At 72.6% G+C, this 11,895-nt stretch carries 9 protein-coding genes; 4 read left to right on the top strand and 5 right to left on the bottom strand.

Annotated features, from left to right (window positions below):
- Positions 1-132 precede the first annotated feature (132 nt).
- On the top strand, positions 133-429 hold the full coding sequence (locus P3T37_RS31085) for a DUF3303 family protein (RefSeq protein WP_280727250.1): 297 nt from the start codon (positions 133-135) through the stop codon (positions 427-429).
- 67 nt (positions 430-496) lie between these two features.
- On the opposite strand, the gene P3T37_RS31080 is transcribed toward P3T37_RS31085, so the two are convergent.
- The 5 genes from P3T37_RS31080 to P3T37_RS31060 all read right to left on the bottom strand — a co-directional run bounded on the left by P3T37_RS31080 (position 497) and on the right by P3T37_RS31060 (position 6,576).
- The gene (locus P3T37_RS31080) at positions 497-1,201 is read right to left on the bottom strand and encodes a hypothetical protein (protein WP_280727249.1); all 705 of its coding nucleotides are present in this window, start codon (positions 1,199-1,201) and stop codon (positions 497-499) included.
- Entirely contained in the window at positions 1,198-2,352 is a 1,155-nt protein-coding gene (locus P3T37_RS31075; RefSeq protein ID WP_280727248.1) for a methyltransferase domain-containing protein, read from the bottom strand. Before P3T37_RS31075 ends, P3T37_RS31080 begins: the two co-directional genes overlap by 4 nt.
- Before the next feature lie 249 nt (positions 2,353-2,601).
- Entirely contained in the window at positions 2,602-3,528 is a 927-nt protein-coding gene (gene bla, locus P3T37_RS31070) for a class A beta-lactamase (RefSeq protein ID WP_280727247.1), read from the bottom strand.
- 89 nt (positions 3,529-3,617) lie between these two features.
- A complete protein-coding gene (locus tag P3T37_RS31065; protein ID WP_280727246.1) occupies positions 3,618-4,376 on the bottom strand; it encodes a methyltransferase domain-containing protein in 759 nt (252 codons plus the stop codon).
- A gap of 130 nt (positions 4,377-4,506) precedes the next feature.
- Positions 4,507-6,576, bottom strand: a complete 2,070-nt coding sequence (locus P3T37_RS31060) for a SpoIIE family protein phosphatase (protein ID WP_280727245.1) — start codon at positions 6,574-6,576, stop codon at positions 4,507-4,509.
- Between the two features lie 99 nt (positions 6,577-6,675).
- On the opposite strand from P3T37_RS31060, the gene P3T37_RS31055 reads away from it, so the two are divergent.
- From P3T37_RS31055 to P3T37_RS31045, 3 genes are all read left to right on the top strand, one after another.
- Positions 6,676-7,440, top strand: coding sequence for a class A beta-lactamase-related serine hydrolase (locus P3T37_RS31055; RefSeq protein WP_280727244.1), 765 nt, complete (start codon positions 6,676-6,678; stop codon positions 7,438-7,440).
- Between the two features lie 143 nt (positions 7,441-7,583).
- A complete protein-coding gene (gene lanKC, locus P3T37_RS31050; RefSeq protein WP_280727243.1) occupies positions 7,584-10,178 on the top strand; it encodes a class III lanthionine synthetase LanKC in 2,595 nt (864 codons plus the stop codon).
- 438 nt (positions 10,179-10,616) lie between these two features.
- Positions 10,617-11,894 carry an MFS transporter gene (locus P3T37_RS31045; protein ID WP_280727242.1) on the top strand — a complete coding sequence of 426 codons (1,278 nt, stop codon included), beginning with the start codon at positions 10,617-10,619 and terminating at the stop codon, positions 11,892-11,894.
- Position 11,895: the final 1 nt, after the last annotated feature.

The following is an 11,895-nucleotide window of genomic DNA, read 5'->3' as shown; positions in this document are numbered from 1 at the left end:
AGCATGCCCACTGTGCGCAGGCGGCGTTCGGGCGTGACCCCGATGCCCTACCCCGGCTGCCGAGTGCCCGGGGCGCGGCCACGATGGCAGGAGGCACAGGGGTGCCGGAACGCCAACCAGAGGTGGAGCGACATGAGGGTGCTGCTGACGGTCCAGATGGACACCGAGAAGGCGAACAAGGCGATCACCGCGAACACGCTGGCCGCGACCATGAAGTCGGTTTTCGACCGGATCAAGCCGGAGGCCGCGTACTTCGGAGCGCAGGACGGGCAGCGCACCGGATACATCGTCTTCGACCTCAAGGAGCCGTCCGACATCCCGACCGTCGCCGAGCCGTTCTTCCAGGACCTCGGCGCCAAGATCAGCTTCATTCCGGTGATGAACTACGACGATGTCCAGGCCGGTCTGCAGAAGTTCGGGGCCAGCTGAGCCCCCAGCGCACCGACGATTGGCCCGCACCCTGGCGACCGGGGGCGGGCCGATCGCGCGTTGCGGGTCAGCTGCCGGCGAGCCGCAGCGTGCGGCGGCCGGCCCCGAGGGAGAGCAGTGCCCAGAGCGCGGCCGTGACGCCGACGGCGGCGACGCCGTAGTCGAGTCCTGTGTAGTCCTGGTCGGTCGACGTCGGCGGCACCCAGCCGTCGCGGTCGACCAGGACCGTCGTGGTGGTGCCGACCTGGTCCGGATCCCAGCAGTCGGAGGTCGACAGCTTGGCGTGCGGCAGGGGCAGCCCGTCGGCGCGGCGGATGTCGCAGGTCCAGCTCAGGCCGCCGTTCTTCTTCTTGCTGCTGTGCATGGCGGTGATCACCACCTCGGTGGGCACGCCGCGGTAGCGCATCACCTCGGACGTGAAGACCTGCATGGGCAGGACCAGCAGGAGGATCACGAGCAGCACGCCCGGCCAGAGGAACCATCCGCTGGGGCGTATCAGCATCAGGCCGAGCACTGCGGCGATGATCACCAGGATGGCGGTGATGAAGGCGAAGGGCCCGTAGTCCGGGTTCGAGGCGAGCGTCGCGAGGCCGATCAGCGTCAGCGGGGTGAGCAGCGCGAGCAGGGCGCTGGTCCGGCGAACCGTGCGTGGGGACAGCGTCAGGGCTCGCCCGTCGCGGCGGGGGCGCGGGGACGGCGGTCCGTACGTGCCGTCCTTCAGCGGTCTCTTCTTTTTCTTCTTTCCCCCGGCCACGGCGGTTCCGTCCCTCATTCGGTGATTTTCGGGACAGTCTGCCCGGTCAGCCAGCGGGGGCCGGTGTCGGGGTCGTTCAGCCAGACGTACTGCCGGTCGGGCCGCACGGTCATGCCGTAGTCGTAGACGCCTGGGCGGCCCTCGGCCTCCCAGGCGGCCCAGGCCGCCGCCAGTTCGTCGGCGAGTCGGCGCGGGCCTCCGCCGTGGACGCGGGCGCCGCCGGACGGACGGGCCGAGAGCGTCGCCCAGGAGCCGCGGCCGTCGTGCAGCCAGGCGCTGGTGCCGTCCTGGTCGACGGCGGTGGTGATCCGCAGGTCGGGCAGCGCCACCCGCAGGGTGAACAGCAGGTCCCAGTCGGCGCGTAGCGGCTCCAGGTCGCGGTCGAGGACGCTCTCGTGCTCGGCCGGGCCGAGGCCGCGCACCTCGCGGAACTGCGGTTCGGACCGGCTGCTGTCGCGGGCCGGCATGAACTGGGCCAGCCCCTGCATCCAGCCGACGGCGTGCGACCCGTCCGGCGCCACGCCGAGCGCGACGTACCCCAGCCGCCCCCAGGGCGTGACGACCCGTCCGCCCGGCGCGCACTGCTCGATCCAGGCCCAGGGGACCCGCTCGACGGCGTAGGTCGCGATCACCCGGTCGTACGGAACGGCCGCGGGCCACCCGGCGCCGCCGTCGCCGACCTCGACGCGCACGCTCGCCGGAAGTCGCGCGCGGGCGGCGTTCGCCAGGACGGGGTCGACCTCGACGCTGGTGACCATGCCAGGGCCTGCGCGGTGCGCGGCCAGCGCGGCGTTCCAGCCGGCGCCGGTGCCCAGCTCCAGGACGCGGTGGCCGGGCTCCAGGAGCAGTGAGTCGAGCATGTCGACCACGATGCCGCTGCTGGACAGGCTCGATGTGGCCAGTCCGCCGGTCACCTGGGTCACCGCGGCGGCGTCGGCGCTGGCGTACAGCTCGCGCGCCCACAGCGCGCCGTCGACCTGCCGGTCCACCGGACGGTACGCGTGCCCGTCCCACCGCCAGAGCCGGTCGGGGGCGAAGCGGTCGCGGGGCAGCGCCCTGACGGCGTCGCGGATCCAGGGGGAGCGCTGCGGCCAGCTGCCGCGTTCCTCCATCGCCGCGTCCAGGTCGGCCCGCCACCCGGCCAGGTCGGTGGAACCGGTCGCGCTCATGATCGTCGTCCCGGGCTATTTCTTGTGCTTGCCGCCGGACGGTGGCGGAGGCGGGACCTGGCCGTCGCTGTTGCCGGGCGGCGGCGTCCCCTGCCCCGGATCCGGCGCGGGCTTCTCATGCTCACCCATGGATGCCTCCCATCGGGCCCGGCCACCATCGGCCGGACCATCTCCCGATCCTCCCCGAGCGCGTGCAGCCCCGGCAAGAGCGCGTCAGAGGGGCGTGCCAGGCGCCAAGTTGACGCGGCACTAGCTGTTCTGGCCCGTGAGGGCTGTCACCAGCAGGGCGGCGGTCCTGGCGACCAGTGGTTCGTCCGCGGGGGCGGCGGCGTCCGTCTTGGTGGACAGGACGGTCAGGACGAGGGGTGTCCGCTGCGGGGTCCAGGCGATGCCGGCGTCGTTGGTGGTGCCGTAGTCGCCGCTGCCGGTCTTGTCCGCGAGGGTCCAGTCCTTGGGGAGCGCGGCGCGGAAGCGGGCGGCGCTGGTGGTGTTGGCGAGCATCCAGTCGGTCAGCTGCCGGCGGTGCGGGGGAGTGAGCGCGCTGCCGAGCAGGAGCTCGGTCAGCGTGCGCGCCAGGGCGCGCGGGCTCGTGGTGTCCGTCACGCGTCCCGGTTCGGCCGAGTTCAGCTCGGGCTCCCAGCGGTCGAGCCGGGTCGTCCGGTCGCCGATGGACCGGCAGAAGCGGGTGATCGCGGTAGGGCCGCCGAGTTCGCGCAGCAGCAGGGTGTCGGCGGTGTTGTCGCTGAAGTCGAGGGCAGCGGCGCAGAGTTGTGCGACGGTCAGGCCGTTGGCGAGGTGCTCGGGGGTGCCGGTGACGGGGGAGTAGCCCGAGCGGGCGACGTCCTGCGCGGTGTACCGGATGCGCTTGGCGAGGAACGCGCCGTCCCGGTCGAGGTCTCGCAGGACCGCGGCGGCGGTGATCGTCTTGTGGACCGAGCAGATCGGGAAGAGCTCGTCGGCGCGGTACAGCACGCTCCTGCCGGTGGCGGTGTTCCGCGCGAACACGCCCAGTCGGGCGCCGTGTTCCCGTTCGAGCGCGCCCAGGGCCCGGGCGAGGCCCACGCCACCTGTCGCCGCGTAGGCCGGCCCGCCTGCGGAGACGGCGGTGGCCAGGGCCGTCCCGGCGCCGATGGCCAGTAGCGCGCGGCGACTCGGGCGCACGGCGAAGCTCTCCACGATCGCATCCTCCTCGGTTCGACGATCAGCCTTCGCAGAGCATGACGCCCCGGCAGCCCGATTGGTTCGCCCACTCCCGACTTCGGAGCTCAGCGGCTGACGATGAGCCGGACGGCTCCGCTGAACTCGGGCCGGGTGCGGTGCGAGCCGTAGCGGTCGTCCCAGGCGCCCGACTCCAGGTCGGCGCGGAGATCGGCGGCGATCCGCTCCTCGACTCCCGGTGGGAGGAAGCTCCACGCGGACTGGGCACGGCGTACGGCCGGATCGAGGAGGGACTCGGGGCGTGCGTAGAAGGCTTCGGAGAACCCGTCGACGCAGTCCGAGGGGATCGGCACCGGCTGGACCTCGGTTCCCGGTCCGAGCGCGGTGGTGATGGTGTCGATGGCGGGGTAGCGGCTCGCCTCGACCGCCTGCAGTTCGGGCGCGTAGTCCATCAGCCACAGCCGGCCCAACTCAGCGGGGTCGAAGGTGAGTACGAGCACCGGTCCGCGGGCGACGCGGCGCATCTCGCGGAGTCCGGCGACGGGGTCCGGCCACTGGTGGACGGTGACCATCGCCATGGCGGCGTCGACCGCGTCGTCGTCGAAGGGCAGCGCCTCGGCCACGGCGTGGATGGCCGGCGCGAGGTGGGCCGGACGCTGGCGCCGCATCTCGGGAGACGGCTCGATCGGCAGCACGTGGCGGTCGAGCGGCTCGTAGGACCCGGCGCCCGCGCCGACGTTCAGCACGGTCCGGGCCTCGCCGAGGGCGGCGTGCACCTGGGCCGCGATGCGTGGGTCGGTCCGCCGGATCCGCGCGTAACCCGCGCCGATCCGCCCGTAGTCCGCATCGCCCGCCACCTGCGTCATGGCTCTCCCCCGTCGTCGGCCAGGTGCAGCATAGTTGATCTCGACCCTGGACTTCGTGTTGATCCGCGGGCAACAGCGAATCCCGTCCGAGGCCAGAGCGGCCGTCACCGCCGTCGCGGTCGGAACCGTCTCAGCCCGCCGGCCGGTGGGGCTCGACCTGGGCGATGAGCAGGGCGACGTCGTCGTGGCCGTCCGGGTCCCGCAGGGCGGACAGCAGCCGGTCGCAGGTCGCCTCCAGGGGGAGCCCGGGGTCGGCGAGCAGGTCGAGGAGGATCCCCAGGCGGGTGTCGATGGGCTGGTCGCGGGTTTCGACCAGGCCGTCGGTGTAGAGCACCATCCGGTCCCCGAGCCCGAGGTCGAGACCGGTGGCGACGAAGGGGACGCCTCCGACGCCGAGCGGTGCGCCGGTCGGCAGCTCCAGCAGCTCGGGTGCGCGACCGCGGCGGATCAGGACGGGCGGCAGGTGGCCCGCCGTCGCGATGCGGCACCGGGCGCGGTGCGGGTCGAAGACGGCGTAGACGCAGGTGGCGATGGTCTCGTCCAGGCCCTGGGTGGTGCGGTCCAGGTGGTGCAGGACCTGGGCCGGGTCGAGGTCGAGGCCGGCCAGGGTGCGGGTGGCGGTGCGCAGTTGGCCCATGGTGGCGGCGGCGTTGATGCCGCTGCCCATCACGTCGCCGACGACCAGGGCGGTCTTGTCGCCGGACACCGGGATGGCGTCGAACCAGTCGCCGCCCACCTCGCCGACCGCCGCCGCGGGCTGGTACCGGTAGGCGACCGTGAGGCCCACGGGCTGGGGCGGCCGGTGCGGGAGGAGGTGCCGCTGGAGGGTCAGGGCGGCGTGGCGCTGGCTCTGGTACCAGCGGGCGTTGTCGATGCACACGGCGGCGCGGGCGGCCAGTTCGCCGGCCAGCACCACGTCGTCGTCGTCGAACGGCAGCGGGTGGTCGGTGCGTTTGAGGTCGAGAGCGCCGAGCACCTCGCCGCGGGCGATCAGCGGAACCGCCAGGTAGGAGTGCAGGCCGGCCTGGGCCAGCAGGGCGGCGGCCTCGTCGTCGCGGGCGATCCGCGGCAGGTCCCACGCCTCGACGTGCGCCACCAGGACCGGGCGCCCGGTGGTCACGCACCGGGTGACCAGCCGGTCGGCGTCGTACTTGGCGATCTCGCCGGTGGGGTCGGCGGCGCGGACGGCCTCGGTGGCGTGGGCCGCCGCCACCGCGAGGGCCCGGAACGTCGCGGGCGCCGTGTCGGGCGCCGCGCTGCTCGGGCGTCCGTTCAGGACCGAGTCGAGGACGTCCACCGCCGCGACGTCGGCGAAGTCGGGCACCACGAAGTCGGCGAGCTCCCGGGCGGTCCGGTCGAGGTCGAGCGTGGTGCCGATCTGCACCGAGGCACGGGCGATGAGGGCCAGCCGGCGCCGGCCCGCGGCCGCCTCGGTGGCCGCGCGGTGCTGCTCGGTGACATCCACCACCGAGGTCGCCAGCCCGATCACCCGCCCGGCGGGGTCCTCCAGCCGGAAGTACGACGCCCGCCAGGCGCGCTCGGTGTCCGGGTCCGCCCGCGTGCGGCCGACGGTGAACTCGTCCACCAGCGCGGCCCCGCTCGCCAGAACCTGGTCCATCGCGGACTCGATGGCGTCGACGTCCAGGAACGGCAGCGCCTCACGGACGGTGCGGCCCAGGTGCTCGCCGGCGGAGAGGCCGTTGATCCGCTCGAGCGCCGGGTTGACCAGGACGTACCGCAGATCGGCACCCAGCACCGCGAGCCCGATCGGGGACTGGGCCACCAGGCGCGCCGACAGCGCCAGGTCCCGCTCGACGCCGCGCAGCGTGGCCGCGTCGGCGGCGATCCCCAGCGCGTACAGGCCGCCCTGCTGATCCTGCAACCGCATGTTGCGGAACTCCATCGGCCGGATGCTGCCGTCCTTGTGCCGCACGGGGAAGACGCCCGCCCAGCTCCCGCTGCCCTCCATGACCTCGCCGAACAGCTCCAGGACCGCACCGACGTGCTCCTCGGCCACCAGGACCTGGGCGGCGGAGCGGCCCAGCACCTCCTCGGGGCTCCAGCCGAACAGCTCCTGGGCCTGCGGGCTCCAGAGCACGATCCGCCCGTCCGAGTCCAGCACCGCGGCGGCCAGGCTCAGCAGGTCCAGCAGGCCGCCGGGCTCGGAGGGGACGGACCGGGCCGCGCCTCCTGTGCTCATCGCGGGCCCTCCTTCCGCGTCGGTGTCCTCCATCGTCTCTCCGCAGGCCGAAACCAGCCCCGCGGGGCGCGAGGGCGCCGGCCTGCTAGCGTTTCCGATGTGCTGTCGGTCTACGTGGCTCCGCTGGGCGCCGGTCCCTGCTTCTACCGGGAGCCGGACCGTCCCTACTACGCGGCCAGCACGATGAAGGTCGCCGTGCTCGCGGCGCTGTACCGCAGCGGCCTGGACCTGGATGCGCCGGTGCCGGTCACCAACGCGTTCCGATCGGCGGTTACCGCGCCCTCCTACGGCATCCCGCCGGACTGGGAGACCGACGCCGAGACCTGGCACCTGCTGGGCGAGCGCGCCTCCCTGCGCTGGCTGGCGCGGCGGATGATCGCCCACTCCTCGAATCTGGCCACCAACACGATCCTGGACCACGTCGGCTTCGACGCCGTCAACGAGATCTGGCGGCTGGCCGGCGCCCGACACAGCGTCACCGCCCGCGGCATCGAGGACGCCGCCGCCCGGGCCGCCGGGGTGACCAATCTGGTGACCGCGGCCGACCTCGCGAGGCTGGTCGGCTGGCTGCCCGGCGAGCTGCTGGAGTTGCTCGCCGCGAACGTCCACAGCGTGGACCTCCCCGCCGGTCTCCCGGCCGGGACGCCGATCGCGTTCAAGAACGGCTGGGTCAGCGGCATCCGGCACAGCGTCGGGCTGGTCCGTCCCCCGGACTGCCCGGCCTATGTGATCGCCGTCTGCTACGCGGGGCCGCTCGCCAGCGGTGGCGCCGACGGCGATCCGGCCGCCCGGGTGCTGGCCCGGGTCTCCGCGGGCGTCTGGTCGCGTCGGCACGAGCTGGTGCCGGCCGACCCTGCGGTCTGACCACCCCCTTTAACTGAAACATTCCCGTTGAGGCACTGCCGGGTCCGGGAGAACTGCCCGTTTGACCCATTGCCCTGAATTCGGTCGGAGCGGATCCTCATCAGTGAACGAGGAGCCGCGGTGGACCGGAGGGGGCGACTGTTGTGAAACCCGGTACGAACGAAGGCTATTGCTGGAGTAGCCGTGAGTTCTTCGAGCCGCCCGACCGGGTGGCCGACAGCGGCACGCTTTTCGCGCTGGGCACCGCGGCGCCGCCCGCCGGCTGGCGGGTGTCGCGGTGGGGCGTCTGGGTGGGGTTCCACGCCGAGGGCAGCGAACTCCCCAGCCAGGGCTGGAAGATCCACGTCTCGGCCGGCCGGGAGGACAGCGAGGCCGCGCTGACGGTGGTTCACGACTACTGCCTCGCGAACCGGCTCGACTTCAAGTTCCTGCGCAGTGCGGATCTGTTACGGCTGACCAATACAAAATACGCTCACCGGGGCTCCTCGGGAAAGTTCATGGCGATATACCCGAAGGACGAGCGGGCACTGGAGAACGTCCTGGTCGAGCTTTCCGGAAAACTGAAGGGGATCAGCGGCCAGTACATTCTCAGCGACCTGCGCTGGGAGGACGGCCCACTGCACGTCCGCTACGGCGCATTCAGCCATGAGTGCTGTCTGGACGAGGACGGCGACTATGTCGACGCACTGCGCTCGCCCGACGGCCGGCTCGTCCCCGACCTGCGCACGCCGTACTTCCGGCTGCCGGACGGGGTGGAGTTGCCCGCAGTGCTGCACGAGCAGCTGGAGCGGATGGAGCAGGCCGGGGGAGAGGCGCACCCGTACCAGGTGGAGCGGGCCATGCACTTCTCCAACGGGGGCGGGGTGTACCTGGCCGTGGACCGGCGCAGCGGTGAGCAGGTCGTGCTGAAGGAGGCACGCCCGCATGCCGGTCTGGACAGCCGGGGAGGGGACGCCGTCGCGCGGCTCGACCGCGAGCACCGGATGATGACGCTGCTCCAGGGCGTGGACTGCGTCCCCGCGGTCCTGGACCGGTTCACCTGGTGGGAGCACCACTTCCTGGCCATCGAGAAGGTACAGGGAGCCACGCTGGACCGGCGCAGCGTCGAGCGGTACCCGCTGACCCGCCCGAACCCCGGCCCGCAGGCCCTGCGCGAGTACACCGAGTGGGCGCTGAACGTGGCCGCGCAGGTCGAGGCGGCGCTGCGGGCCCTGCACGAGCGCGGTGTCGTCTTCGGGGACCTGCATCCGCGCAACATCATGATCCAGCCGGACGGGCGGATCCGGCTGGTCGACTTCGAACTCGCCTTCCCCGTCGAGGAGCAGCGCCCGCCGGGGCTGGGGGCGGCCGGGTTCTCCGCCCCCCTGACGGCCACCGGGCCGCAGATCGACGCCTTCGCACTCGACATGCTGCGCCTGTGGCTCTTCGTACCGCTCAACTCGCTGCTCGAACTCGACCCGGGGAAGCTGCACACCCTGCTGGACCTGGCCCAGGAGCGGTTCCCGCTGCCGGAGGGCTACGTCGACCAGCTGCGCGCCCGCCTTTCTCCGCCGGGCCGAGGTGGCACGCAGCCGTCGTTCGCGGCAGTCACGACGGGGACCACCGCACCGCGCGAGGTCGCGGATCTGCGATCGCTGCGCGACTCGCTGGTCGCGGGAATCGCCGCCAGCGCCTCGCCCGAGCGCGTGGACCGGCTCTTCCCCGGGGACCCGGCGCAGTACCACTCCGGTGGGCTGAGCCTGGCGAACGGTGCCGCCGGGGTGCTCTACGCGCTCGACAGCGCCGGCGTGCCGGTGTCGGCGGAGCACCTGGACTGGCTGGAGCGCGGCGAGCGCCGAGCCCGCTGGGTGCCACCGGGTCTCTACAGCGGTCTGCACGGTGTGGCCTACACGCTCGCCCGGTTCGGCCGGACGGCAGCGGCGGTGTCGGTCCTGGACCGGGCCCAGCAGAGTGTTCCCGAGCTCACCGCCGTCGGCCTCTTCAAAGGGCTCGCCGGGGTCGGGCTGAACCTGCTGCACTTCGCCCGCACACCCGGGGCCGGCGTCTCCAGGGACGCCGTACTCCCGATCGCGGACCGGCTGGTGCAGGCGATCGAGGGAGGCTTCGACGCGCCGGGGGCTCCGCGCGGCGGCGGTCTCGACCAGGGTTTCAGTGGCGCCGCGCTGTTCTTCGTGCGCCTGTTCGAGGACAGTGGCGATGCCGCCTACCTCGACTACGCGGCGCGAGCGCTGCGCCTCGACCTGAGCCGGTGCCGCACCGACGACGACGGGGCGCTCCAGCTCTACGACGGTCAGCGCGTCCTGCCCTATCTCGCGGACGGCAGCGCGGGCATCGCTCTGGCCCTGCGCGCCCACCTGTTGCACCACCGGACCGACGAGTTCGCGGCGGCGCTCCAGCGTGTGCGGCTGGTGTGCCGACCCGAGTTCATCATCTATCCGGGGCTCTTCCGGGGTCGCGCCGGCCTGATCGCCGCTCTGAGCTGGCTGGCTGACGATCCGCACGATCCGCACGGTCGGCACGGTCCCGAGACCGGGCGAGAGCCCGAGGCGCTGATCGTCGGACACCTACGGCATCTCGCACTCCACGAGCTGCGCCACCGTGGTCACTTGGCCATGCCAGGTGACCAACTGCAGCGGCTCTCCATGGATTTGGCGACGGGTTCGGCGGGCGTTGTGCTCGCGCTGGGAGCCGCACTCGGCGAGGACCGCTCGGTCCTTCCGCTGCTCGGCCCCGGCTGACCGTCGTCATGGCAGTAACCGTTCCGGATCAGGGGAGGAGGTGATTTCACCATGTCGGTTCTTCGACTCCAGGAGCTTGCCGCGTCGCTCGACGACGGCGAGGGTGTCGCGCTGTGGAGCACCCGCAGCCAGAACTGCATCGACGCCGCCGCCGAGTAGTCCTCGCGTCGCGCTCCGAGGTTCCATCGGCCCGCCGTTCCCGGCGGACCGCCGCTCACACAACAACCCCTTCAGGAGGATGTCATGTCGGTTCTTCAGCTCCAGTCCCTGGCCGCGTCGCTCGACGAGGACGGCGAGGGTGTCGCGATGATCAGCACCCGTAGCCAGAACTGCATCGACGCTGCCGCCGAGTAGTTCTCAGCTGGTTGATCGGGCCGTCGGGGGAGCGCTTCGGTGCTCCCTCGGCGGCCCGATCTGCATCGACCCGGAGGAGCGACCGTGCCCGCCAGTCCGCTGTGGGTGAACCGCGACTACCAACTGCTTTGGTGGAGCCAGACGTTGTCGTGGACCGGCTCGAGTGCCGTCTTCGTTGCTCTGCCGCTGCTGGTGCTCCACGCCACCGGGAGCCCCGCGGACGCCGCCGTCGGCATGTTCGCCGCCTCCACGGCCCGTTCGGCCGGCCAGGTCCCGGCCGGCCTGATCGCCGACCTGTGCCCGCGCCGAACCTCCATGGTGCTCTGCGAGGTTGTATCCGTCCTGGCCTGCTGCGGGCTGCTCCTTCTCGCGCGCGGACATGGATCCCTGCTGGCGGTGGCCCTGTGCGTGGCCGCCGTCGGGTTGGCGGAGAGCGTCTTCGCCGCGTCCGCGGCAGTGGTGCTGCGCGTCCTGGTCCCGGTCGAGCAGTTGCCGACGGCCTTCGGGATGCGCCAAGTCTGCTCACAGATATCCGAGTTGGTCGGCTATCCACTCGGTGGCCTGGCGTTCGCGCTGAGCCCCGCGCTGCCGTTCGCGGTGGACGGGGTGAGCTACCTGGTCTGCCTGCTGGCCGTGTCGGCGATCCGGGTGCCGCTGGGCGGCGGTCGGCGCAGGCATGCCGCCGACCGCGACACGGGCCCGCGCGGCGGCTTGAACAGCGTCCGCGCGGGTGCGCGCGGGCTGACGAGCGGGGTCGAATTCCTGTGGCGCCAGCGCTTCCTGCGCTGGACGTCGCTGGCTTCGATGGCGGTGAACCTCGTCTTCAGCGCTCTCCTGCTGATCGTGATCACACTGGTCTCGCACAGCGGGGGCAGCACGCAGGGCGGGACCGGCGCCGGGACGATCCTGGGGTGCTCGGCAGCCGCCGGGGTCCTCGCATCGCTGCTCGCCCCGCGCCTGACGCGCCGCATGCCGCCGCGCACGGCGGTGATCGCCACGGTCTGGGTGATCGCCCTCGCCACGGCGGGGATGGCCCTGCTCCCCTCGCCCCTCGGTCTCGGGGCGATGCTCTCACTCTGCTACCTGGCCGGCCCGATCGCCACCATCTGCGTCGCAGCCGTGTCGTTGGCAGCCACCCCCGAGCACCTGGTGGGCCGGGTGGTGACGGCCCGCGCCCTGCTGGCCATGGCGGCGGAACCCCTCGGCGCACCACTCGCCAGCGTGCTGCTGGACCGGATCGGCGCGACCGGGACGCTCCTCGTCCTCGCGGCCGGGCTGGCGATCCTCGGGTGCCTGATGTCCCTCCTGATGCCCAGCCTGTCACTGCGCGAGGCCGAAGCGTCCGCGTCCCTGTCAAGCTGAG

Origin of the sequence: Kitasatospora sp. MAA4 (genome assembly GCF_029893355.1) — a bacterium.
In the GTDB taxonomy this organism is placed as follows: Bacteria; Actinomycetota; Actinomycetes; order Streptomycetales; family Streptomycetaceae; genus Kitasatospora.
Note: the sequence above shows the minus strand (reverse complement) of the source record. Positions and strands in the feature narration are given on the sequence as shown.

Excerpts from the sequence above, each read along its gene's own strand:
- P3T37_RS31085 (WP_280727250.1), top strand. The coding sequence starts at position 133 with ATGAGGGTGCTGCTGACGGTCCAGATGGACACCGAGAAGGCGAACAAG.
- P3T37_RS31080 (WP_280727249.1), bottom strand. The coding sequence starts at position 1,201 with ATGAGGGACGGAACCGCCGTGGCCGGGGGAAAGAAGAAAAAGAAGAGA.
- P3T37_RS31075 (WP_280727248.1), bottom strand. The coding sequence starts at position 2,352 with ATGAGCGCGACCGGTTCCACCGACCTGGCCGGGTGGCGGGCCGACCTG.
- P3T37_RS31065 (WP_280727246.1), bottom strand. The coding sequence starts at position 4,376 with ATGACGCAGGTGGCGGGCGATGCGGACTACGGGCGGATCGGCGCGGGT.
- P3T37_RS31060 (WP_280727245.1), bottom strand. The coding sequence starts at position 6,576 with ATGAGCACAGGAGGCGCGGCCCGGTCCGTCCCCTCCGAGCCCGGCGGC.